General features: G+C 47.7%; 23 protein-coding genes. 12 read left to right on the top strand and 11 right to left on the bottom strand.

Going from position 1 to position 23,313, the window contains the following annotated elements; genetic code table 11:
- The first annotated feature begins 135 nt into the window (after positions 1-135).
- Entirely contained in the window at positions 136-393 is a 258-nt protein-coding gene (locus MKY66_RS28325) for a hypothetical protein (RefSeq protein ID WP_339806504.1), read from the top strand.
- Between the two features lie 387 nt (positions 394-780).
- Here the strand turns inward: MKY66_RS28325 and gntK are convergent, their stop codons facing one another.
- The 4 genes from gntK to MKY66_RS28305 form a co-directional block, all read right to left on the bottom strand.
- On the bottom strand, positions 781-2,331 hold the full coding sequence (gntK, locus tag MKY66_RS28320) for a gluconokinase (RefSeq protein ID WP_076209654.1): 1,551 nt from the start codon (positions 2,329-2,331) through the stop codon (positions 781-783).
- Between the two features lie 265 nt (positions 2,332-2,596).
- Positions 2,597-3,424 carry a carbohydrate ABC transporter permease gene (locus MKY66_RS28315; protein ID WP_036612996.1) on the bottom strand — a complete coding sequence of 276 codons (828 nt, stop codon included), beginning with the start codon at positions 3,422-3,424 and terminating at the stop codon, positions 2,597-2,599.
- 20 nt (positions 3,425-3,444) lie between these two features.
- Complete coding sequence (locus MKY66_RS28310) at positions 3,445-4,323, bottom strand: sugar ABC transporter permease (RefSeq protein WP_143760291.1); 879 nt, start codon at positions 4,321-4,323, stop codon at positions 3,445-3,447.
- A gap of 116 nt (positions 4,324-4,439) precedes the next feature.
- Complete coding sequence (locus MKY66_RS28305; protein ID WP_305956051.1) at positions 4,440-5,675, bottom strand: ABC transporter substrate-binding protein; 1,236 nt, start codon at positions 5,673-5,675, stop codon at positions 4,440-4,442.
- Positions 5,676-6,037: 362 nt separating this feature from the next.
- On the opposite strand from MKY66_RS28305, the gene MKY66_RS28300 reads away from it, so the two are divergent.
- From MKY66_RS28300 to MKY66_RS28280, 5 genes are all read left to right on the top strand, one after another.
- The gene (locus MKY66_RS28300; protein ID WP_076209656.1) at positions 6,038-6,805 is read left to right on the top strand and encodes a GTP cyclohydrolase II; all 768 of its coding nucleotides are present in this window, start codon (positions 6,038-6,040) and stop codon (positions 6,803-6,805) included.
- Between the two features lie 191 nt (positions 6,806-6,996).
- Positions 6,997-7,566, top strand: a complete 570-nt coding sequence (locus tag MKY66_RS28295) for a glycerol-3-phosphate responsive antiterminator (RefSeq protein ID WP_076209657.1) — start codon at positions 6,997-6,999, stop codon at positions 7,564-7,566.
- Positions 7,567-7,594: 28 nt separating this feature from the next.
- Entirely contained in the window at positions 7,595-9,082 is a 1,488-nt protein-coding gene (gene glpK / locus MKY66_RS28290) for a glycerol kinase GlpK (protein WP_076209658.1), read from the top strand.
- A 399-nt stretch (positions 9,083-9,481) separates the two neighbouring features.
- Positions 9,482-11,140: an FAD-dependent oxidoreductase gene (locus MKY66_RS28285; RefSeq protein WP_076209659.1), complete on the top strand. Its 1,659-nt coding sequence runs from the start codon at positions 9,482-9,484 to the stop codon at positions 11,138-11,140.
- 68 nt (positions 11,141-11,208) lie between these two features.
- The gene (locus MKY66_RS28280; protein WP_076209660.1) at positions 11,209-12,213 is read left to right on the top strand and encodes a Gfo/Idh/MocA family oxidoreductase; all 1,005 of its coding nucleotides are present in this window, start codon (positions 11,209-11,211) and stop codon (positions 12,211-12,213) included.
- 104 nt (positions 12,214-12,317) lie between these two features.
- On the opposite strand, the gene MKY66_RS28275 is transcribed toward MKY66_RS28280, so the two are convergent.
- A complete protein-coding gene (locus tag MKY66_RS28275; RefSeq protein WP_026081419.1) occupies positions 12,318-12,617 on the bottom strand; it encodes a helix-turn-helix domain-containing protein in 300 nt (99 codons plus the stop codon).
- A 422-nt stretch (positions 12,618-13,039) separates the two neighbouring features.
- Between MKY66_RS28275 and MKY66_RS28270 the strand changes: the two genes are divergently transcribed.
- Positions 13,040-13,420 carry a DoxX family protein gene (locus MKY66_RS28270; protein WP_076209661.1) on the top strand — a complete coding sequence of 127 codons (381 nt, stop codon included), beginning with the start codon at positions 13,040-13,042 and terminating at the stop codon, positions 13,418-13,420.
- Between the two features lie 47 nt (positions 13,421-13,467).
- On the opposite strand, the gene MKY66_RS28265 is transcribed toward MKY66_RS28270, so the two are convergent.
- From MKY66_RS28265 to MKY66_RS28245, 5 genes are all read right to left on the bottom strand, one after another.
- On the bottom strand, positions 13,468-14,307 hold the full coding sequence (locus tag MKY66_RS28265) for a DNA alkylation repair protein (RefSeq protein WP_256704152.1): 840 nt from the start codon (positions 14,305-14,307) through the stop codon (positions 13,468-13,470).
- Positions 14,308-14,384: 77 nt separating this feature from the next.
- The gene (locus tag MKY66_RS28260; protein ID WP_076209662.1) at positions 14,385-15,080 is read right to left on the bottom strand and encodes a Crp/Fnr family transcriptional regulator; all 696 of its coding nucleotides are present in this window, start codon (positions 15,078-15,080) and stop codon (positions 14,385-14,387) included.
- Between the two features lie 126 nt (positions 15,081-15,206).
- Positions 15,207-15,725 (bottom strand): AbrB/MazE/SpoVT family DNA-binding domain-containing protein, encoded by a 519-nt coding sequence (locus tag MKY66_RS28255; protein ID WP_076209663.1) that lies wholly within the window; start codon positions 15,723-15,725, stop codon positions 15,207-15,209.
- Positions 15,726-15,829: 104 nt separating this feature from the next.
- On the bottom strand, positions 15,830-16,510 hold the full coding sequence (locus tag MKY66_RS28250) for an LrgB family protein (protein WP_076209664.1): 681 nt from the start codon (positions 16,508-16,510) through the stop codon (positions 15,830-15,832).
- Positions 16,507-16,878, bottom strand: a complete 372-nt coding sequence (locus MKY66_RS28245; RefSeq protein WP_017691758.1) for a CidA/LrgA family holin-like protein — start codon at positions 16,876-16,878, stop codon at positions 16,507-16,509. Before MKY66_RS28245 ends, MKY66_RS28250 begins: the two co-directional genes overlap by 4 nt.
- 161 nt (positions 16,879-17,039) lie before the next feature.
- On the opposite strand from MKY66_RS28245, the gene MKY66_RS28240 reads away from it, so the two are divergent.
- The 5 genes from MKY66_RS28240 (at position 17,040) to MKY66_RS28220 (ending at position 21,071) form a co-directional block, all read left to right on the top strand.
- Positions 17,040-17,924 (top strand): LysR family transcriptional regulator, encoded by an 885-nt coding sequence (locus MKY66_RS28240; RefSeq protein WP_047840818.1) that lies wholly within the window; start codon positions 17,040-17,042, stop codon positions 17,922-17,924.
- A 112-nt stretch (positions 17,925-18,036) separates the two neighbouring features.
- A complete protein-coding gene (locus MKY66_RS28235; protein ID WP_076209665.1) occupies positions 18,037-18,894 on the top strand; it encodes a carbon-nitrogen hydrolase family protein in 858 nt (285 codons plus the stop codon).
- 72 nt (positions 18,895-18,966) lie between these two features.
- Entirely contained in the window at positions 18,967-19,641 is a 675-nt protein-coding gene (locus tag MKY66_RS28230; protein ID WP_076209666.1) for a GNAT family N-acetyltransferase, read from the top strand.
- 44 nt (positions 19,642-19,685) lie between these two features.
- On the top strand, positions 19,686-20,357 hold the full coding sequence (locus tag MKY66_RS28225) for a GNAT family acetyltransferase (RefSeq protein WP_076209667.1): 672 nt from the start codon (positions 19,686-19,688) through the stop codon (positions 20,355-20,357).
- Positions 20,358-20,510: 153 nt separating this feature from the next.
- Positions 20,511-21,071: a hypothetical protein gene (locus tag MKY66_RS28220; RefSeq protein ID WP_076209668.1), complete on the top strand. Its 561-nt coding sequence runs from the start codon at positions 20,511-20,513 to the stop codon at positions 21,069-21,071.
- A gap of 96 nt (positions 21,072-21,167) precedes the next feature.
- On the opposite strand, the gene MKY66_RS28215 is transcribed toward MKY66_RS28220, so the two are convergent.
- Positions 21,168-23,150, bottom strand: coding sequence for an LTA synthase family protein (locus MKY66_RS28215; RefSeq protein WP_256704153.1), 1,983 nt, complete (start codon positions 23,148-23,150; stop codon positions 21,168-21,170).
- Positions 23,151-23,313 lie beyond the last annotated feature (163 nt).

The following is a 23,313-nucleotide window of genomic DNA, read 5'->3' as shown; positions in this document are numbered from 1 at the left end:
AAATCTAGGATTTCAGTTCTATAGTTGTTAGAAATCTGAATCAATAAAAGATAGGAAACCTTAACTCCACCGCTTTTTCATGCTGTGGGGGTTTTGTTATACCCAACATGCTCAATCATTCTTTTTAGGGTAGGATTGGAGGCTGATGATCTCGTTAAGCTAATAGATAGCAAGACACCATATACTCGAGACATCGATGCGGAGTTGGGATTTTCTTTTATTTTCAAAGACATCCAATTGGCTTTGTGGAGACCTAGCGTGATGACCGAAGAAATGATGAATTCAGTTGAGTTTCTGACCGAGTTTACGCCAGAGAATCAGGAACTGGAAAAGAGATTTTTCTATTTTAGGACGGTTGCTGTGGCGGCCCCTGGATACTTTAATAGAACATAAAGGGAAGCTCCAAGTATGATGAGAGATAAATTTGATCCAATCTAAATAGAATTTATATAGTCTGTGCATGAAAAAAAGCCCATTCCCATATGGACATAACCATGGCGGGGTGGGTCTCTTTAACTTACGATATCTCGTATTAATTCTAACGAACTGTACACACGCTATTGGAGGGTATTTGGAGAAAATAATTTTCTAACGAATTACAGACACGTTAATATGCTACATGTTCAGATATTTTGCAGGTTTTTGCCCATGTAATCCGATATAAGGTGTCTCAGGTTCGTTAAATTTTGAAAACATGCTAAAAGCTTCAAATAAGACGTCTACGAGCGTATTCCATGTTCAACGTTTTGACCCTCCGACGTGTAACATCCCACGCCTTCCCTACCCTTGCATCGTCTTATTCTGAAAAGCGGCGATATCCGCATACTCCTCTTCAAACTTACGGGAGATGCGGATGAAGATCGGCAGCAGTTCACGGTACACGCGAACACTGTCCGGGTCTGGTTGGTGCCGATGCGTTGATCCGATCATGCCGGAGACGGCGCTCAGGGAATCGATGCGGCCAAGAGCGTACAAGCCCAGTACGGCTGCGCCGAGACAGGAGCTTTCAATACTTTCGGGGATGATGACATCCTGATCGAAAATATCGGCCATCATCTGGCGCCACAATTCAGAGCGGGCGAAGCCGCCAGTCGCCTGAATTTTTTTCGGCCGACCGATCTTTTCTTCAATCGCCAGCATGACCGTGTACAGGTTAAACAACACACCCTCAAGTGCAGCGCGAATCATATGTTCCTTCTTATGATGCAGCGTCAGGCCGAAGAACGAGCCGCGTGCGTTCGGATTCCAGAGCGGAGCCCGCTCACCTGTCATGTACGGATGGAACAAGAGACCTTCCGAACCGGGAGGTACGTTCTCAGCAACACGAGTGAGCACTTCATACGGATCGATGCCAAGTCGTTTCGCGGTCTCGACCTCAGAAGCTGCAAACTCGTCCCGAATCCAACGGAAAATAACACCGCCATTGTTAACCGGTCCGCCAATGACCCAGGCATCCTCCGTGAGCGCATAACAGAAGAAGCGTCCTTTTGGATCGGTGACCGGTTTGTCTACGACTGTACGAATCGCTCCACTGGTACCAATGGTCACGGCCACAACGCCCGGATCAATGGCGTTCACGCCCAGATTAGAGAGCACACCATCACTTGCTCCGATGACAAATGGTGTGGTGACCGCAATGCCCATCTCCTTGGCGTACTCCGGGTGCAATCCATGTTTCAGCACATGTGTGGTTGGGACCAATCGGGACAGGTGTTCCGGCGTAATGCCCGCCACATGCAGCGCTTCTGCATCCCAGTCGAGTTTTTCCAGATTCATGAGTCCGGTGGCTGAGGCCATCGAGTGGTCGATGACGTATTCAGAGAATAATTTATAGAAAACATATTCTTTCATGGATATGAATTTGTGCGTCTGTCTAAACAATTCAGGCTGATCCCGGGTGAGCCACATGATCTTGGTGATAGGGGACATCGGATGAATCGGCGTACCTGTTCTCAGATAGATTTCGTGACCATTCATCTCCGATTTGAGTACTTCCGTCCACTCGGCACTGCGATTATCTGCCCAAGTCATGGCCCGCATCAGCGGTTTGCCGTGTTGATCGACTGGCAGAATGCTGTGCATGGCCGAACTGAAGGATACAAACAGGATATCCTCTGGTTTAACCTCCGCTTTGGAAGTGGCCTGTTTAACGGAATCGATGACTGCTTTGAAAATATCTTCCGCATCCTGCTCCGCAATCGCAGGTGTGGGGGTGTGCAGCGGATAGTCGGCGCTGCCTTGAGCCACAATGGTTCCGTTCTGTTCAAACAAGACGGCCTTGGTGGAGGTCGTGCCGATATCTACGCCGATCATATAGGGTGAAGAAGCCATTTTGTCATCCCTCTTTCTTGAATATATAAGTGAATGATTGCTGTTACACGTTAACACTTCGGGTACAGAAAGCCTTCCGATCGCGTAAATGCGAAGCATATGCTTTCGAAGTAGCTTTCCTCTGGAAAGCTTTTAATTCCATTTCTTCAGGCCCTTTCTGTCCCCTCCGCGCACGTGGTGCTATTCATCCAACTTATATGGCATCTGTTATTTCATCTATAGATAAGAATATCAGACTTGAGGGATGGATCAAAATGCCACAATCTTAGTCCTTCACTGCTCCTGCCGCGATATCCGAGATAAACTGTCGGCTAATGAACAGGAACATAACGATGAGCGGAATGACGGCAAGCAACGTACCCGCGATAACCATGGCATAGTCTGTGTTATACAGTCCGTTTAATTGAGACAACGCAATCTGCAACGTATATTTGCGTTCATCCGTCAGGACGATCAAAGGCCACAGATAATCATTCCATACCCCGATAAAGGTGAACGCGCCGAGGAAAGCAAAGGCAGGTCGCAGAATTGGCAGCGCCACGTTCCAATAGAGTCGGAAGAAATTACAGCCGTCGATGCGGCCTGCATCCAGCAGATCGTTCGGAATCGACTCTGTGGCATATTGGCGAATCCAGAAGATGCCGAAGGCGTTCACCATGCCCGGAATAATAAGGGCTTTGAAGGAACCGACCCAACCGAACGTTGCCATCAGTACGAAGGAAGGCACCAGCGACAGCTGGGAAGGTACCATCATGGTTGCGAGCAGCAAGATGAAGAGCCACTTTTTGCCGGGAAATTCAAACTTCGCAAACGCAAACCCCGCCAGTGAGTCAAAAAACAGTACAAGTATGGTCACGAGGCCCGACACAAACAACGTATTCAGAAAAGCTCCCCAGAAGTCAATCTGCTGTAACACCCGCGTAATATTATTCCACAATTCGCCCCCGAACCAGAGCTGGGGTGGAAACTTGTAGATATCGGACGTTGTCCGGGTAGACATTACAATCAGCCAATAGAACGGGAACATGGATATGAGCATGCCCCCGATAAGACCGGTATACAACACCAGCGATTTGAGGTGTTTGGTCGCCATGTGAGCTCCCCCTTATCACATCAGGATGATTTGCCTTGAACAAGCTTCCAGTTCACAATCGAGAACAGGGCGATAATGAGGAACATGCCCCAACCAACGGCAGCACCATATCCGAAGTAATTGTTAATGAAGGATTCACGGTAGAGGTAGAGTACAATCGTCATGCCTGCTGCACCAGCGCCGCCATCATTACCTACCAATACTTGAGGCTCGGTGAACAGTTGCATACCCCCGATCGTTGATGTAATGACCGTAAAGAGGATCACTGGACGCAACATCGGAATTGTAATTCGGAAAAAGGACTGTATCGCTGATGCACCGTCAATCTTGGCCGCTTCGTATAATGTCTGCGGAATACTCTGAAGTCCGGCCAGATAGATGACGGCGTTATATCCGGTCCAGCGCCAGACTACCATGGAGGAGATTGCGACTTTGATGCCCCATGGTGCATTAAGCCACTCCACTACCGGTAGCCCGATCGACTGCAACAGATAATTGAGAAAGCCATAATTGTTGGCAAATAAAGCACCGAAGATGATGGCCACCGCCACGATGGACGTAACGTTTGGCAGGAAATAACCGACCCGAAATAATGTACGGAACTTCACAAATGGTGCATGCAGCAAAAAGGCAATAATCAGGGCAAAGAAGAGCATCGGAATCGTCGAATAGATCCAGATCATGAACGTGTTGCCCACGGCTTGCCAGAACTCGGCATCGGTCAGCATGTATTTGAAGTTGTTGAACCCGTTAAACGTCATGACACCGATGCCATCCCATTTATGAAAAGCCAGATAGAGTGAGAATCCGATTGGGAACAGCCCAAATACCGCAAACAGAATATAAAACGGCGATATCGCGACATAAAGTGCACGATGCTCCCACATCCTGGACCACAGTGACTTCTGCCGATCCAGATCAGGTCTTGCATTTCCGGGATCGGGAGTAAGACGAGGTTCAGTTACAGCCATATGAATTCCTCCTTTGCGGATAACGAAACCACACGTTCTTCAGGTTAACGCTGCAATTCCCGCTCGACGCGGTGTACTGTATCTGTCCAGACCTGCTGTGGATCGGCATTTTGCTTCGCGACATCATTCAGCCGTCGAGTGATAATGTTGTGTACGGATGGATATCTTTCGCCAAAGAAAGCATTCGGCACATCCTGTGCCGATTCGGCAAATACAGGCCCTGTCGCCTGTCCACCGAAGAAAGGTTCTTTTTCTTTCATGGCAGGATCATCAAACACACCTGGTGCAGAAGGGAACAGGTTCAGTGTCTGATATTGCTCCAGTTGATTTTCGGGACTTTGCAGCCAGCGAACCAGTTCGAAGGCTTCCTGAGGATGTTCACTCGACTTCAGGATGGACAGGAATGATCCCCCGTTGTTGCCATCTCCCCCTGGTGCCCGAGCGACCCGCCATTTCCCGGAGGTGTCCGGAGCGGCTTCCTGAAGAACTTGTTTCATCCAGACAGCGCCCACGAAAGAGGCGATTTCGCCATTATTCATCGCGGCGTTCCAGCTTGGAGTCCAGCCATCTGCATTGGCTAGCAGTCCCTTCTCTTTGAAAGCAACGGCCGTATCCCAGCTCTTGCCCACAATAGGGGAATCCATGCCGATAAAGGACCCGTCCGGCCGGAAATAACGCTCCGCAGACTGCGATATGACTTGATTGTAAACGGTTGCAATATTGTCGGTTAGAAAAACCTTGCCTCCGAATTTTTCCTTGAGCTGTTCTCCGGCAGCAGCATATGCATCCCAGCTGTTGATCTGGCGTGTAACGTCTTCGGGATCAGATGGCAATCCGGCCTCCTTGAACAGATCTTCTCGGTAGAAGAGGGCAGTTGGTCCGGTATCCATCGGGAACCCGATCATCTGTCCACTTGGCGTAACGCCTTGCTTCCATTTCCACGGCAGATATTGGTCTTCAATATCTCCTGCGCCGAGATCATACAGATTATAGAAACGGTCCTCACTGGGGAATAGCTCCATGATCCAGTCGTTCAATGCTACAATGTCTGGTTCACCTGAGCGTGCAGCGAGTGTTGTTTTGAGTTTTGCTTTGAAATCACCGCCGATTTTCTGAGCTGTCAGTTCGATATTGGGGAACTTTTCCTTAGCCCTGGCAATCAACTTATCATCGATGGAACGATTCCAGTACCATAATGTAAGCGCTACCTTTTTGTTGTTCGCTGAATCGTCCTGTCCGGGCCAGATGGAGCATCCGCTTATGAGCAGGACGCAGACCATCAGTATGGCTGTCCAGCATGTTCTTTTCCGGCGGATCATGTGTATTACCCCCTCATCGTTAAGTTCGAGGCATGAAGTGCTTTGGACTACAACATTAGTGTATGAGCAGTTTATAAACTCATACCCAATATTCCCGAAATGAAACACATATTTGTGTCCGTTGCGTAACATAAATTGGGTAGTTACTTTAAAAATAAAAGTTACTTGACACATTATAATTTTTATTCTAAACTAACTTACATAAAGTAACTAATGATGATGAGAATAATATAGATACGTACTATATAACATCCAAGTGATCCAATTTCACGCTGGATGCGAATCAATCAACATACAAGTTGGCCTAAACAGGAGGAACGACAATGATCAATTCACATATTATTCAACTGCTTGCCCCCAAAATTCAGACTTTTCCGAGTGGAAAAGAGTTCATATACCTGGTGGGACCAATCAAACTCCCGGTTAACCTCGATGGGGAGACCAAGACATTCCAGTGGTACAGCTGGATGAAATCGGACAAAGCGATGGAGAGCGGCGAGTTAATCGAATCTCTTGCTGAGGCTGAACTGGCAGAGCGTCAACAATCCAGTGTTCTGGTGTACGGTGACTTTGCCGACGCACAAGAAGCGCTGATTCGGATGCATAGCATCTGTCATACAGGCGACATCTTTGGCAGCAAACGCTGTGATTGTGGCTTCCAATTGGAGCAATCCATGAAAATGATCGCCGCTCACGGAGCGGGCGCACTGTTCTACCTTGCCAACCATGAAGGACGTGGCATTGGTCTGTTCAGCAAAGCCATGGCGTACATTTTGCAAGAAGAAGGTCTGGATACGGTAGATGCGAACTTACAGCTCGGATTCACGGACGATGCTCGTAATTATGACGATGCGATTGCTGTGCTGCGTGCACTTCGCTCCGCACCGGTTACATTGATCACCAACAATCCACGGAAGCTGGCTGCTTTGCAGGAAGCGGGATTAAATGTGGGTGGACGTGTGCCACTATGGGGAGATCGCTCTGCTTTTAACGAGAAGTATCTGCAAACGAAAGTGAACCGTTCCGGTCATTTGGCAGAAAGTGATGGTTGGGCTGGGGCAGAGACGCTGCTTCCGCATGCGCAGGGTTAATCATTATTAATAGACGTAATCGATTAGTGGATTAGTCGTTGTAGTACTCTCCGTTATGGAGAAGTACAGCAGCGGCTTTTTTGTATGGATACTAGCATAGCGTTCAGATTTTCCTGATTCACGGAAGGCTTGCCGTTCGTACAGTACGGATTATACAATATAGGCATCTGATGAATGCGGGAGGAACCAAGGTGCCATTTGAGGGACAACGTATATTGCCGGCTGCAAAGAGCATGAAGCAGTTTGAAGCGATGATTGAAGGCCCTTATACCTATGGGGTGATGCTGGAAACGCATATTGCACAGCTTCAGAGTGTAATGGACGAGGCGCGGCGGTATGACAAAAAGATACTTTTGCATGCAGATCTGGTCCAAGGATTGAAGAATGATGAGTATGCGGCAGAGTATCTGTGTCAGCACATTCGCCCGGCAGGACTGATCTCTACAAGGGCAAGTGTAATTCAAAAGGCGAAGCAGAAAGGCATTACAGCGATTCAACGTATTTTTCTGCTGGATACCCATGCACTGGAGAAAAGTTATCTGTTGCTGGCCAAAACCCAACCTGATTATATTGAAGTATTACCTGGCGTCATTCCGCATATTATTGCGGAAGTATCTGTGCGTACAGGGATACCCATTATTGCAGGGGGATTGATCCGTTCACCGGAAGAGGTTGAACTTGCGCTTGGCGTCGGGGCTACGACAGTGACCACATCCAACGTAGATCTGATCCGACACTTCGGGAAATCGCTTACACCGTAAAAAGAACCCACAACTGGAGGTTGTCTGTATGGAAAAATATATATTGGCTCTGGATCAGGGAACAACAAGCTCCCGAGCTATTCTATTTAACCACGGCGGGGAGATTGTGCACATTGCTCAACAGGAATTCCCCCAATATTTCCCCAAGCCGGGTTGGGTAGAGCAGAATGCCAACGAAATCTGGAGTTCCATTCTTGCCGTGATGGCTTCATGTCTGGCAGAGAGCGGAATCAAACCAGTCCAGATTGCCGGGATTGGAATTACCAATCAACGTGAGACCGTTGTTGTATGGGACAAAGAAACAGGCAGACCCATCTATAATGCAGTGGTATGGCAATCGAGACAGACCGCAGATATCTGTGAAGAATTGAAGACGCAGGGTCTCGGGGACCTTTTCCGACGTAAAACAGGATTATTGATCGATCCCTACTTCTCGGGAACGAAGGTCAAATGGATTCTGGATCATGTCGCTGGTGCCCGAGAGCGGGCAGAGAAGGGTGAACTGCTGTTTGGCACGATTGATAGCTGGCTGATCTGGAAACTGAGCGGGGGTACACATGTCACGGATATATCCAATGCCTCACGTACCCTGCTCTATAACATCTATGATCTGCAATGGGATGACGAATTGTTGGATATCCTCGACATTCCCAAGGCTATGCTACCAGAAGTGCGAGGTTCATCCGAGGTGTATGCACACACAACAGACTATCATTTCTTCGGTCATCGGATTCCGATTGCGGGAGCGGCAGGAGATCAACAGGCAGCGATGTTTGGTCAGGGCTGTTACACCAAGGGTAGTATGAAAAATACATATGGTACCGGTTGTTTCATGCTTATGAACACGGGAGAGAACCCGGTACAATCCAATCACGGACTGATTACAACGATTGCCTGGGGGATGAATGGCAAGGTTGAATATGCGCTCGAAGGCAGCATTTTTGTTGCAGGTTCAGCGGTTCAGTGGCTGCGTGACGGATTAAGGATGCTTCGCTCTTCAAAAGATAGCGAGGATTACGCCTCACGTGTGCCTTCGACAGACGGTGTTTATATGGTACCTGCATTTGTGGGACTGGGCAGTCCGTATTGGGATAGTGAGGTTAAGGGTGCGGTGTTTGGCCTGACACGAGGCACGACAAAGGAACACTTTATCCGTGCTACGCTTGAGGCGTTGGCGTATCAGACCAAAGATGTACTGGAGGCAATGGAATCCGACTCGGGTATTCCCGTGCATGCTCTGCGTGTGGATGGAGGAGCGGCGGCCAATGATTTTCTCATGCAGTTCCAGAGTGATATTCTGGGCATTCCTGTCGAACGCCCAACGGTGAATGAAACGACTGCATTGGGTGCGGCTTATCTGGCAGGGTTGGCGGTTGGATATTGGACGAGTGCGGATGAATTGACCGATCATGAAAATACGGAGCGTGTCTTCCAGCCTGTTATGGCTGAGCAACAACGAACAGAACTATATGCAGGCTGGAAGCGTGCAGTGAATGCAGCAATGGCTTTTAAATAAAAGAAATGAAATGAATGTTTCTTGGTGTGGGTATTTGTACTTTTTAACTAAACATATGTTATAAATGATATTTACTGGTGGAAAATGATGCATGATTTACAGGGTTATTCTTCCTGGAGGAGGCAAAATATATACCCACTATAAGGAAAAAAACAAGGTTAGTGGATTCATTTGAAATTCCATCCTTTGGCAGAACAACTTTTTGAATTTTTTTTGAATAATGTGTCATTTCAGGACTTCACGCCGTCAAAAATCTGTGATAGGATAAAGGCACAAGTTAAAAAATGATGTCTGGAGATCGGGAGGGACCACGTGCCGCTCAGCAATTGCTGAGCGAATGACGTGGTCCTTTTTTTGTTTTTTACGGAAATATTAAGGGGATAAATGGGAGGTTCAAGAATGACAGAGACGTTCTCGTCAGCACACCGGACCGAATATTTGCAAAATATGGCGAATGCACATTTTGACGTATTAATTATTGGCGGCGGGATTACAGGCGCAGGGATTGCATTGGACGCGGCTTCCCGTGGATTGAAGACAGCGCTTGTAGAAATGCAGGATTTTGCAGCAGGTACATCCAGTCGTTCGACCAAGCTTGTCCATGGCGGATTGCGTTATTTGAAGCAATATGAAGTGAAGATGGTTGCTGAGGTAGGACGGGAGCGGGCTGTAGTTTATGAGAATGGGCCACATGTGACCACACCGGAACCGATGTTGTTACCGATCTATACGGCTGGCACGTTCGGCCGCTTCAGCACATCCATTGGACTGATGGTGTATGACCGGCTCGCCGGGGTGAAGCGCAGTGAACGGCGCCAAATGTTGAATGCTGGAGCGGTGTCAGACAGTGAACCTTTATTACGCAAACAGGGGTTGTTGGGTGGTGGACTCTATGTGGAGTACCGGACTGATGATGCCAGGCTCACCATAGAAGTTATGAAAGAAGCTGTCAAACGTGGGGCACAGGCAGTGAACTACGTCAAGGCGAAAGGTTTCCTGAAGGAGAATGGCAAGATTACAGGTATTGAAGCTACGGATCAGATCGGTGGTCAGACCTATACGCTGAAAGCAAGCAAGGTGATCAACGCTTCCGGCCCATGGGTGGATGGGCTGCGGGAATTGGACGGTTCGCGCAAGGGGAAAACGCTGCAGATGACCAAAGGTATTCATTTGGTCTTTGATGGTGAACGATTCCCATTAAGACAGGCTGTCTATTTTGATACACCAGATGGTCGAATGGTGTTTGCTGTCCCACGTGATGGCAAAACCTATGTAGGAACGACAGACACCGTATATCAGGACGATCCTGCACACCCCCAAATTTCCGACTCCGACCGTGATTATGTCATTAATGCAGTTAATGGCATGTTTCCAGATGTACACATTGGTACCGAGGACGTGGAATCCGGATGGGCGGGTGTACGTCCACTAATTCATGAGGAAGGCAAGAATCCTTCCGAAATTTCACGTAAAGATGAAGTCTGGGTATCCGAATCCAATCTTATTACGATTGCCGGGGGCAAGTTAACCGGATACCGTAAAATGGCCGAGATGGTTGTTGATCTGGTCGCACGCCAGATGGAGCAGGAGAGTGGGCATTCCATAGGCCCTTGTGTAACGAAGAAGATGCCCATCTCCGGCGGTGATGTAGGGGGATCGGCTGGATTTGTATCGTATGCGGAGCGCAAGATCAAGGACGGTGTTGCTCTCGGGCTTGCCCGACCTGCTGCGGAGCGGCTGGTTCGCACGTATGGTTCCAATGTGGAGGCACTGTATGAGCGAATGCCCGATCCACGCACCAAGTCCGAGCTTCATGGCATGCCACAGGAGCTATTGCTGATGCTGCGTTACGCGATTGATGAAGAGATGGCTGTAACCCCGTCTGACTTTTTGGTACGAAGAACAGGTGATTTATTCTTCCGTATTGACGAAGTTCGTCGCTATAAAGCAGCAGTTATCTCGTATATGGCAGGTCGTTTGAACTGGTCTGAAGAGGAAGAGGTTAAACATACACAGGAACTGGATCAGCTGTTGCTGGAAACATCCGGCAAAATCTGAGGCAGGATTTCAAGATCGAGAGTCGAATGGAACATGTAAGCGTGTAACATAGAGAGGGGATTACATCCATGACATTACAGATCGGAATCATTGGAACAGGCTGGTTCAGTAAGGTACACGCGGATATTCTCGCACGGATGGAAGGTGTTCGTGTTGCGAGTGTCTGTGGAACATCGCTCGAAAAGGCAGAGGCTATGGCCTCCGTTTATGATGCTGTTGGTTACGGGGAACTTGAACATATGCTGGATGGTGAGAAGCTGGATGCGGTGTATATCTGTGTGCCTCCGATGTCCCACGGATCGATTGAGTCCGAATTAATCCGTCGCGGTATTCCATTCCTGGTGGAGAAACCTTTGAGCACCGGAATGGATGTTCCGCGTCAGGTGTTGGATCAGGTACAGAAGAGCGGTTTGTTAACCTCTGTCGGTTACCATTTCCGTTATCAGGAGGCTGCTCAAGTACTACAGCAAGCAATGAAAGAACAGACGGTCGGCATGGCTCTTGGCCGCTGGATGGGCGGAATGCCAGGGGTCGCCTGGTGGCGGCGTCAGGACGGTTCAGGAGGACAATTCGTAGAGCAAACTACACATATTGTAGACTTGCTTCGGTATTGTGCAGGAGAAGTTACGGAGGTATATGCTGTAGCAGCTCAGCGAAGCATGCATGAGAAGCATGAACATGTGAGCGTTGCTGATGTGGCGAATGTGACGCTCAAGCTGGAAAGTGGAGCGATTGCCAGTATCGCCAATACATGTCTGTTGCCAGACGGAGAGGGCGGTGCTGGGCTCCAGTTCTACACGGATGCAGGTGTGTGGGATTGGACGCCAGAACGTTTGCTTCTGCCAAGTGCGGCAACACATGCGATGGCAGGTCTGGAGATTCCGGCAGGACATAATCCATACGAGCGTGAGAATGAAGCGTTCATTCATGCCCTGCGTACGGGAGACCGTTCACGAATTCTGTCCGATTATGCGGATGCCTGCCGTACACAGGAGATTACGACGGCGGCGCTGGCATCGGCAGATTCCGGTCTGCCTGTACAGCTTCAGCCTTCAAAACATCTCTCTCATTAAAAGGTTGAAGGTAATATAAATACGCCTGAATCAGGGAATGATCCGCAGATCAGCCTGATTCAGGCGTATTTGTGTTGAGTAGAGATTATTGAGCAGCAATTCAACTACTCGGATTTCTGCTGTTTCAACCAGTCCGATGACCAACTGTAGATCTGATCAATGACAGGTTCAATGGCTCTGCCTTTCGGTGTCAATTCATACTCTACACGGGGAGGTATCTCGGGAAACATGTGCCGGGTTACGATACCTTCCGTCTCCATTTCCTTCAGTCGCTCCGATAAAAGTCGTCCACTGATCGCCATCTCTGCTTCAAGCTCCGTAAACCGCTTGGGTCCGGACAACAGTTGGTACATGATTAACAGTACCCACTTCTTGCCTATGATGTCTATGGCTTGAGTGATCATACAGGGACTTGGTGCTTTTACTTTTTTCAGCTTCAACGTGTTCACCTCGATTCATAAGTATTTTTTTCAAGTTGTATATGAAAGGACATGATTTCTGCCGCTTTAAGAATATAGGACATCCAAGTAAATGAGGGTTACTACAAAATATACTGTAACATACCTTTTGTATGTATTATACATCATACAGTGAAAAATTACTTGAAGAAATTATATTATTATTATATACTAACTTTATAAAAGTAAGTTGCTGATAAATAATACGTATAATATGAACGCGTACTATTCTGAAAATTGAACTGGGCTGAACGGTTGAAAACAGAGTGACCTTTGGGAGCTTTTACATAGATTCTTTTTTTACAATGTGCAGCAAAAATAATCATTACATAGTAGGAACATATAATTTGTTACAGGAGGATCTACATATGAACAAAATTTTGGGATATATTTTTCTGGTTATTCTTGCAGGTGTGTTTGTCATGACGGGGTTTAACAATATTAGTGGGGCAGACATGATGATTCAGACATTCGAAAGTTTCTCTTATCCGACATGGACGATGTATCTGCTGGGCGCTGCGGAGTTGCTTAGTGCTGTAGGACTGCTGATTCCACGGACTCGCATCCTGGCTTCTGGCATACTGACATTCATTCTGATTGGGGCCGTGGGAAGTCATCTGATCTATGCACAATACGCTGCTGTTCCGTTCCCGGCTGTGTTGTTGGTAGCTAACATCATTGTCCTGGTGTTAGGCATGCGCAGATTGGAAGCGGAAGAAGAAGGACAGATGGACGCGATTCAGGCGTAAGTGTTATACAGAAGATGACCACTGCCAGTAAGCGGTGGTCATCTTTTTTATGTAAGACTTCGCGTGGCACGTGTAACGATTCGCCGCGTATGTTGGGTATCCGACTGCTGAGTCCAAGTGGCACAGACCTGCCGCACCCACTCTGGATTGGTCTTGCTGGCGTCGTTCAGCCAGTTACTTACCGAATCCTGCACATACTTATGGGCATCGGATTTCACCGCGTCAAGCAAGGGAAGGGCCATCGCCGGATTTTCTTTTAACTGCTGAATATGCTTGGCCCAGACGCCACGAGGTCTGATTGACTCTATAGCAAAGCGACGGATCAGTGGATCAGGGTCAACGCTCCATGGGATTAACTGCTGCAAGGCTAAGGATAATTCGGCAGAGATGGACTCCCGTACAGCCATCCAGGCGATTTCTCTTACACCAAAGTGATGATCTGCTGCAAAGGGCCGAATATGCTCCAACTTTTCAGTCAGGTTCAGACCGGAATCCAGCCCAATGATATAAGCCGCCCAGCAGCGAACACTGTCTGAACGATGCTCTGCAATGGAACGAAAGAGATTCGTTTGTTCATTCATTGTTGGACGTTTCAACAGATCAAGCCATTGCGTGGCTATGGCCGGGATGATTTTCATGATCCGCTGCTCATCCATCTGTGTTAACTGCTCTGTAATTGCTCTGGTTTCAGCATCCATTCCCCATTCATGGGTAACCTTCTGAAAAAGAGAAACATGATCTACAGCCAGCCATTCGGTCAGATTGACCGATTCGATATGTCCTGCTTGTAGCCAATTGCGGATATGCTCAGGGATTTCCGTTGCTTTACGTGCACCTTTGCGAAGAAGAATGTCTTCAGGGATAAAGAGATCTGGCTTAGCATTCAACAGTATATTCCTCCTTGGTTGTATAGCATCATGCGTTATACAATACAACTTGCTGGAGAACAGGGATGTAAGGCATCTTACAAGTGGGCAGTGATTTTCCGGAGGGTAGTGATTTCGTCACGATGAAGGGAGACTGATTTGAATCCGGTACGAATACGGCCGGCTTTTGCCAAGTCTTGCATGACAATCGTAACCGATTCCCGTGTGGCTCCTGCCATCCAGGCAATCTCCTGATGGGTAAGCCCAAGTTGAATCCGGCAGTACTCATCTTCTTCGATCCATCCCATCTGTTCAGCCAGCCGGAAGAGGTTATGTATCACCTTTTCATGCAGGTTTCCGAGTGCGAGCGTCTGTGTCAACTCGCTCATTCGTTTGATCCGCTCGCTTAGTACGTTCATCAGTCTCATCATAAACTGTGGATGTTCAATCAGAAACTGTTCAAAACGTTGTTTGTTCATCAGGCAAATGTCACACTCCTCCATCGTTTCGATATAAACAGCACGTGTTCCGAGTGAGATTCCGTTCATTTCTCCAAACACGTTACCTTCCGTCAAAATATCGAGAGTGAACTGCTTGCCCTCCGGATTTAAAGTATATAAACGAACCTTTCCCCTTTTTACAAAATAGAAACCTTCTGTAAACGTATCCGGTGTCTGGATCTGTCTGTTTTTGGGTATGGTCGTAATAGAAGTCATCCCATCCATTTCAATCAGGTCTGCCTCGGACAAGGAGGACATGAGGTCGAATTGTGATAAATACAGAATTTTATCCATAGAACTCCTTTCCATAACAATATGAATATAAAAAAAGAAGAACCCACGAAAAACAACGGGTTCTCTTGCAGCGGGACTTCCTGATCGGAAGGTCTTCTGACTATAAATGATCCAATACCATTCTGCTTATAGTAACTTTTTTAATTGAGAGACGCGTCCTTGGCTGATGCCAAGCTTTTCCGCAATTTGCTGTTGAGCCAAACCAGGATTCTGTTCAACAATTTCTTTCATCTGTTGCAGCATGCGTGCCGTTTTCGGCCGCAGATCCGGATATTCTTGGTTGTCAGCTGTGGTCCCTTCTTCCCTAGCGGGAGATGAGACTGAGGCGGATTTGGAAGCAGGACGCTCCACGGGTGCAGGAGCCTGTTTGTTCTGAGGTACGAACCAGTCGGGAGAGTCATCCGGGTGTTTTAATTGAATTGCACAAGTCCGGCAGATGAATTGTTCTTTGAAATACATTTCCGTATCTACATCACCGCAAAAAATACATAATGTTGATTTGTACTTTCTTAAAATCAACTCTTTTCCTTCAATGAAAAACTCAAGCGGATCGCCGATATGGATTTCCATCGTATCCCGCATTTCTTTGGGAAGGACAATTCGTCCAAGACGGTCCAGAGATCTCTTCATTCCGGTTCTTTTCATCGCATCTCCCCCGCAATATTCTCAATTAAAACCTGTCCTTATTGTAAGGAAGAAAGGGCTTTAATACAACAATAATATTTCAAAAAAGTGGATAATTCCATCCATTATGGGAAAATAAGTTTAGAAAGGACGGGTGCAACGGCTAAAGTGAACAATGCAGCGAGCACCATGGAGATGCTGGAGATGGTACCGGTCAGGGAACTCAGTTCAAACGCCTTGGATGTCCCTGTGCCATGGGCACCGGTTCCAAACAGTGTGCCTCGTGCAATCTCCCCATCGATGCGCAGCATTTTGACGATCGAAGGGCCCATAATTACTCCGAGCAGACCAGTCATAATAACAAAAACAGCTGTCACTGCGGGTATGCCACCGATTGTGGCGGATACGTTCATGGCAATTGGGGTGGTAATCGATCTTGGGATCAGACTATGAATGAGACCGGAATCCAGGCGCAACCATTTGGCGAGCAGGGCAGAAGAAAGTACAGCAACCACCGAGCCGGTCATGACACTGAAGACAATCTCGGAAATATGTTTTTTGAGTACATGGAAAAAGGTATAAAGCGGTACGGCAAACGCCACGGTGGCCGGTTGGAGAAGCAGACTCAGCCATTTGCCGCCACTGCTATACGTGGTATAATCCGTTCCCGTTGCGAGCAATATGCCAACGACAAGCAGCGGCGTAATGAGCAGTGGAGACAGATATACTTTTGGCAGACTACGATACATTCGTTTGGCGACCGCATAGATACCGACGGTTAACAGCAGGCAGAGAAATCCAATCATCCGGTGTGACGCTCCTTTCGTTTCGCGATTCGTGTAGCCACCAGGCCTGTGCAGGACATGACCAGAAATGTACTAAGCAGTACGATGAATAAAATCTGCAGACCGTCATGCTCCAGCATGGGCATATAGTTCATAATGCCAACGGCTGACGGGATAAAAAATAACAATAGTTCACCGAGCAGCCAGGCAGCTCCAACTTCAATCCAGCGCAGCTTCACGACACGAGTCTGAAGCAGAATGAATAACACGACCATACCGAGTATTGAACCTGGTACAGGAAGATGGAGAGTACGGGCCAGCAGGTCCATGAGCAGTGAAAAAACCATTAAGAGCGCAACTTGTGCAATACCAAGGCCCCATTTTTTCACTTCAATCCCTCCTTGTATAATCAACGTAATCCTTTGAGTTAATATGAAAATGAAAATGATTCATTTGATATCATAAATTTTACATGGCATTCTTTCATGAGTAAAATGCATATTAAGAATGTTTACTATTCCATTTGTCTATGAGAGGTGGGGATCAACCGATGGATATCCGCCATTTGCAATATTTTCTGGAAGTTGCCCGGCAACAGAGCTTCACTAAAGCCGCCGAAGTTCTGTATATCACCCAGCCTACGATCAGCAAGACGGTCAAGAGTCTTGAAGAGGAATTAGGGATCACGCTACTGGACCGTTATGGTAAAAAAGTGGAACTAACCGATGCAGGTCATGTGTTTTTTCGGCAGGCACTGGAGATTGAAAAATCATTCCGCAGTTTGTCGTCCGAATTGGACGACCTGATGAATTTGAAGAAAGGCCATCTGCGGATCGGCTTGCCGCCAATGGTAGGATCAAGCTTTTTCCCCATGATTATTGGTGAATTTCACAAAGCCTACCCGCAGGTGACCATTCAGCTGTTCGAGGATGGTGCCAAAAAAGTGGAGGCCGATGTGATCAGTGGTGCTCTGGATATTGGCGTTGCCGTACTGCCAACGGTGGATGAGCTGTTGGATCATTTTGTGTTTGTCAAAGAGAAGCTGAACCTGCTTGTACACCCTTCACATCCGCTTGCAGGAAAAGAATCGGTTGCGCTGCATGAACTGGAAAACGATGCCTTTGTGCTGTTTCGGGAGGATTTTGCATTGCATGACCGGATTATTGTGGCTTGTCAGCATGCCGGGTTCCAACCCCGGGTGGTATATGAGAGCTCCCAGTGGGATCTGCTCAGCGCGATGGTTGCCGCCAATCTGGGGGTGGCCTTACTGCCGGAGACGATCTGTCGTGAGGTGGACCATATGCGTGTACGCATCATACCGGTAGTGGAACCGGTGATTCCATGGCAGCTTGGCATGATCTGGCGGAAGGACCGCTATCTGTCTTTTGCCACGAGAGAGTGGATCGGATTTACACAGTCAATGCTGGGTGAGTAAGGGAAGCGATCGGAAGGTTATTCTGTCATTGTAGTGCCCAGTGTAAATACTCTTTTGTTGACCCCGGATCGTTGTTACAATGGAAGCATAATCATGATGGAGGTGTACGAACATGAAACTGCGGGTATCCGCTGTACAATACCAATTACACACAATCAGCTCGTTTGAGCAGTTCGCCGCTCAGGCTGAGCATTACATACGGACAGCGAGCGAATACGGAACCGAATTTGTGCTGTTCCCGGAATTTTTCACAACACAATTAATGTCCATTGGGGACGAACAAGGCAATGCACTGACAATTGAGGATCTGCCGAACTTTACGGAGCAATATGAAAAACTGTTCACGTCACTTGCTGCCAAGTACGGTATGCACGTTATCGGGGGAACCCACGTCATTCGACGTGAGGGGAAGCTGTATAATACAGCCCACATGTTCTACCCGGATGGTCGCATCGCGCGCCAGGACAAGATTCACATTACACCAACCGAAGTGCAGGAATGGAATATGGCTCCCGGGGATGGACTTGAGGTGTTCGACACGGATAAAGGCCGTATTGCGATGCTGACCTGTTACGATATTGAGTTCCCGGAAATTGTGCGGATGGCCAAAGCCAAAGGTGCTGACGTGATCTTCTGTCCTTCATGCACGGACGATCGTCACGGATTCTACCGTGTGCGTTATACGAGTCATGCCCGCGCGGTGGAGAATCAGGTGTACGTTGTGTTAACCGGAACAGTGGGCAACCTGCCAACCGTTGATTTCATGCGTGCTAACTATGGACAGGCAGCGATTATTACACCAAATGATATTCCGTTCCCGCCACGTGGCATTCTGGCCGAGGGTGAGATTAACAACGATATGATCGTGACCGCCGATCTGGATCTGGACTTGTTGTATGAGGTACGCGAACGTGGATCGGTAACGACCTGGCGTGACCGCCGTACTGATCTGTATACCGATTGGGAGTAGCAAGTTGCTCTTAAAACCGAACGAAACGAGCAGGGAATTCATTTTGTCAGTGGAAAGGGGTGACCCGGCAACATGTATACCAAAGAAATGCTGATCACCGACCCGGAGCGAAGTGGTAAAAGGGTAAAAGCAGTCGTTCGCAATTATGTTGCATCCGACTTTGAGGAACTCATTCGCATTCAGGCGGAGAGTTTCCCTCCTCCTTATCCGGAAGAGCTGCTCTGGAGTCAGGAGCAGCTCACCAGTCATGTGCAGCATTACCCGGAGGGTGCCATCTGTATTGAAGTGGATGGAGAGTTGGCCGGATCAATGACCTCGCTACGGATGCAGTGGGACCCTGCACATCCAGCAAGTCATACCTGGGCCCAAGTAACGGATGACGGTTATATTCGTAACCACCAGAGGGATGGCAACACGCTGTATATTGTTGATCTCTGTGTTCGTCCAAAGTACCGCAAATGGGGACTGGCTCAACTTATGATGCAGGCGATGTACCACCTTGTCATCGCTCAGGGGATGGATCGGTTACTGGGTGCTGGTAGAATGCCGGGTTATCATCTGGTTGCAGACCAACTGTCTGCGCAGGAATATCTGGATCAGGTAGCAGCGGGAGAGAGACGTGACCCGGTGATCTCGTTCCTGCTTCGCTGTGGCCGCATGCCTGTTGGTGTGACCGCAGACTATCTGGACGATGAGGAATCCTGCAATTATGCTGCCCTGATGGAGTGGCGGAATCCGTTCAAATAAAAAAACAAATGAAATACATCATTCAATTGAGGGGGTATTTATTCATGGAATTTACGCGTATTACATCCATTAATGATCCATTATTTTCCCAAATGCACAAGCTGATGCAGGAGATTTTCCCGCGGGAAGAAGTGCTGGAATTCCCACTGTGGGAAGAACCACTGGAAGATCCGGGTATTCGGGTGTTCGTGGCTGTGCATGAGGGACAGGTCGTTGGAGCGACGGAGTACCGTTATTACGAGGATTGGAACGTAGCCATGACGGACTTTACGATTATTGGGCGTGAAGGTCTGGGAATTGGCAGTTTCCTGGCGAATCACCGCAAGCATGATCTGCAAAAGCTGGCTGCGGCAAACGGGAAAGAATTGTTCGGCATGTTTGCCGAAATCTATAATCCTTATCTGAGTCAGGATCACGAGTTTGGCGGAATCAAGCCAATGGACCCGTATGTGCGTCGCGAAGTTCTGTCCCATCTGGGATATCAGCGTCTGGACTTCCCATATGTTCATCCATCCTGGCAAGGTGACGGTGAAGCGGTTGGCGGCTTAGACCTGTGCTTCATGCCAGGTGATGAGTCGCTTGGTGAACTGCCAGCAAGTCTGGTGGCTGATTTCCTGAATCGATATTATGCGGTGTTACCAAACAAACCGCAAGAATGGCTTGCCATGGTAGAGCAATTGACTACTCGCAAGTCGGTTGCGCTACTGCCGTTGTAAACATATGAACGACCCGAGCCCGGACTAACAGGGTTCGGGTCATTTTTGTTATTTTTCAGAATGAACAAGATACTCTTTTCTTTTATATGGGATATGTTACCATAAATATGGAAGATATGTGTTCCTATTCATTATTATTAAGGAGGGGATTAGATGAGAAAAAGCAGAATCTTGTTGATATGGATGCTCGCTTTATTTTTAACAGCCTGCAGTTCAAGTGACGATGCTTCACTACCAGATGTACAGGAGAGGGAACGCAAGGATGCCATAAATACCGAACAAATGCGGAAGGAAAATGAACTGCTGAAAGAGCAGGTACGGAACAACCAGAAGGAAAAAGATGAAAAAGACGCAAAAGAGCAGGAAGAAGTAGAAAGTTTAAGAGAAACGCTGAACATAACGTTTAAACTGATGGCGGCGATGCAATCCAATAACTATACATATCTTGAATCGGTGTCTTCTCCGAACATAGAAATATCGCAACAGAACAATATCATTATTTCGAAACTGGAACAGGGGGATTACGAAGTACCTTTTCTGCAGGACGTTAGCCTGAACAATTTGGAGTACCGTGGATTTAATCCGCTGGATTCAGATCGTGTCATTTTACATATGGCTATAATATGGTCTGATGGAAACAGTGCATTGGATCTTTATTACATTCGTTCCGAGGAAGGTAACTGGCTCTTTGATGGTCTGCTCACTAATGGATAGGCCACTAGTCTGGTTCAGTAAAATAAATAGCGACCGTCCCTGGATGTTAAGGAGGAAGGTCGCCACATAGATGAGTTCGAGTAAAAGATTTAATGTTTACTTCGTGTCATTTCGATCCGGTAACTGGCTCAAATAACTGTTGGACAAGTGTGCAAGATCCAATGCCCGATCATATTGTTCCTTCGTTATAAACCGTGAAGAGGGTACCCCACTGTTATTGGGTGTGGTCAATGCTGGAGATTCCTCATCTCCCGAATTCTTCGGCATCTCTTCTGAAGGAACACCCGTCTGCTGTTGCTCGGCATCTTGTCTGCCCGCATCAGCTAGGGAATAATGCGTTCCGTCCCCGTATCCTTTCGCCGGTATGAAGAGAGAAGCATCGTTTAGCACGGAACCGGAAGGAAGATAATATCGTTCGGGTAGGAGATTTCCACCTTCATGCAACAAATCCTGTCCGAAGTGTAATTGGTCCTTCAGCGATACTCCGGTGAGTCCCGCAATCGTTGGCAGAATGTCCACCTGGCCTCCGATCTGCTCCAGCTGTACACCGGGAGTAGCACCCGGGGCCGAGATAATGAGTGGAATATTAATCATATCTGCTGATGTGTATTCCCGACCATACAACTCTTTCATAAGGACTTTGTCATCCCGATCCAGTGAATAGATGGGAAGTCCCAGGTGATCCCCGTACAAGACAAACAAGCTATTTTCCCATAATCCCCGTTTTTTCAATCCAGCAATCAACTGTCCAACTGCCTCATCCGCATAATGCTGTGATATCAGATAATCACCGGGCAACGTATCCTTGTAACGCTCTGGCAGCGTCAGCTTCACCTTGTTTTTAGGCAAAGTGTACGGGTGGTGGGCTGACATGGAGATGATATGGGCATAGAAGGGCTTGCCCGAAGAATGCATGGATTCCAGCTTATCCAGTGTTTTGGAATACAGTACTTCATCCGAGGCCGAAAAGGCGATAGAGTCCTGTGTACCAAAATAATCAATATCATAATACTGGTCGAATCCAAGTGCCTTGTATAACTGATCCCGATTCCAGAAACGAACATCATTTGTATGGAATGTGGCTGTTTGATATCCGTTTGCTGACATCAACTTGGGTAGACTCGGCAGAGCTTTATCCGCGTATACAGTTGTTGCTGCCCCGTTTGGCGGGGTGTAGAACGATGTGTTCACAACAAATTCTGCATCCGATGTATTTCCCTGTCCCACTTGCTGATAAAAGTTCGGAAAATACAGGCTCTGTCTAGCCAATTGATTCAGATTAGGCGTAATTTCCTGTCCATCTACCTCTAATCCAATCAGAAAGTCCTGAAACGATTCCAACTGGAGCATAATCACATTGCGTCCGCTCGCGGCACCCTGCTCCACAATCGCAGGAAGTTCGGTCGTTTGCTTCAGTTTGTCGATGTCATCCTGATCGATGTGAGCGATGGGCACAGGTTTATCAGGTCGATCCAGGATAGTATACGCCTCGTAACCGAGGATGCCCATCTGTTCTGCTTGTGTAAGCTCACTCATGCTAGCCCGATTGGGATAGATGTTGAGCATACACAGGATCATGGACAGGGTCAGAATGACCGAGGCAACCCGTCTTCTGGCACGTCGTTCAAGCGGAATGCGGTTCGGGCGTTCTGTACTCCCGAGCTTGATCCGGCGACGAATGAGTATCCCCCCAATGATCAGAACGTCTGCAAAAATAAACAAATAATAGGGGTCAAGTAAAGAGAACATACTGCTCTTGACCGAGGTCACCTGATTCACTTGTGCCAACGCGTGATAGTTAACGATTACACCATAGTATTTGTAGTACATGATGGCTGCAAAGAAAATCCCTGAGAGCAGCAAATTCATGGCAAGGTATATCCACATTCGCCGCTTGGCAGCAAACCACTCAATTAGACAGAAGCCGATCCAGATGAGCGGCAATTCAGTCAGCAGTGGTTTCCAGACAGGGATGTCATCGAAGATAACAATCCAGGCCAGTGAACTTTTGATCATCATGATAATGGTAAAGAATATAAACGGTCCGCTTAGAAATCGGGTGAGTGAACTGCGTGACAAGGTACCGCCTTCCCTTCCGAAGTTTCATTTAACAAGTATTATCCTATCTCAGCATGGCTGTGTCAAAAATGAGAGCCTTCAACAATTGACGGTAAAAAACCTCTTCCATGCAGGAAGAGGTTTGAAAAAACATGGGCTACTGCGATAAAAGACAGATGCGACC

Source organism: Paenibacillus sp. FSL R5-0766 (assembly GCF_037971845.1).
Taxonomy (GTDB): Bacteria; Bacillota; Bacilli; order Paenibacillales; family Paenibacillaceae; genus Paenibacillus.
This window is presented reverse-complemented; position numbering and strand designations above follow the sequence as displayed.

Excerpts from the sequence above, each read along its gene's own strand:
- MKY66_RS28315 (WP_036612996.1), bottom strand. The coding sequence starts at position 3,424 with ATGGCGACCAAACACCTCAAATCGCTGGTGTTGTATACCGGTCTTATC.
- MKY66_RS28250 (WP_076209664.1), bottom strand. The coding sequence starts at position 16,510 with ATGATTGGATTTCTCTGCCTGCTGTTAACCGTCGGTATCTATGCGGTC.
- MKY66_RS28255 (WP_076209663.1), bottom strand. The coding sequence starts at position 15,725 with ATGAAAAGAACCGGAATGAAGAGATCTCTGGACCGTCTTGGACGAATT.
- MKY66_RS28230 (WP_076209666.1), top strand. The coding sequence starts at position 18,967 with ATGTATACCAAAGAAATGCTGATCACCGACCCGGAGCGAAGTGGTAAA.
- MKY66_RS28225 (WP_076209667.1), top strand. The coding sequence starts at position 19,686 with ATGGAATTTACGCGTATTACATCCATTAATGATCCATTATTTTCCCAA.
- MKY66_RS28270 (WP_076209661.1), top strand. The coding sequence starts at position 13,040 with ATGAACAAAATTTTGGGATATATTTTTCTGGTTATTCTTGCAGGTGTG.
- MKY66_RS28220 (WP_076209668.1), top strand. The coding sequence starts at position 20,511 with ATGAGAAAAAGCAGAATCTTGTTGATATGGATGCTCGCTTTATTTTTA.
- MKY66_RS28305 (WP_305956051.1), bottom strand. The coding sequence starts at position 5,675 with ATGGTCTGCGTCCTGCTCATAAGCGGATGCTCCATCTGGCCCGGACAG.
- MKY66_RS28300 (WP_076209656.1), top strand. The coding sequence starts at position 6,038 with ATGATCAATTCACATATTATTCAACTGCTTGCCCCCAAAATTCAGACT.
- MKY66_RS28260 (WP_076209662.1), bottom strand. The coding sequence starts at position 15,080 with ATGGATAAAATTCTGTATTTATCACAATTCGACCTCATGTCCTCCTTG.
- MKY66_RS28235 (WP_076209665.1), top strand. The coding sequence starts at position 18,037 with ATGAAACTGCGGGTATCCGCTGTACAATACCAATTACACACAATCAGC.
- MKY66_RS28275 (WP_026081419.1), bottom strand. The coding sequence starts at position 12,617 with ATGATCACTCAAGCCATAGACATCATAGGCAAGAAGTGGGTACTGTTA.
- MKY66_RS28240 (WP_047840818.1), top strand. The coding sequence starts at position 17,040 with ATGGATATCCGCCATTTGCAATATTTTCTGGAAGTTGCCCGGCAACAG.
- MKY66_RS28285 (WP_076209659.1), top strand. The coding sequence starts at position 9,482 with ATGACAGAGACGTTCTCGTCAGCACACCGGACCGAATATTTGCAAAAT.
- gntK (WP_076209654.1), bottom strand. The coding sequence starts at position 2,331 with ATGGCTTCTTCACCCTATATGATCGGCGTAGATATCGGCACGACCTCC.
- glpK (WP_076209658.1), top strand. The coding sequence starts at position 7,595 with ATGGAAAAATATATATTGGCTCTGGATCAGGGAACAACAAGCTCCCGA.
- MKY66_RS28280 (WP_076209660.1), top strand. The coding sequence starts at position 11,209 with ATGACATTACAGATCGGAATCATTGGAACAGGCTGGTTCAGTAAGGTA.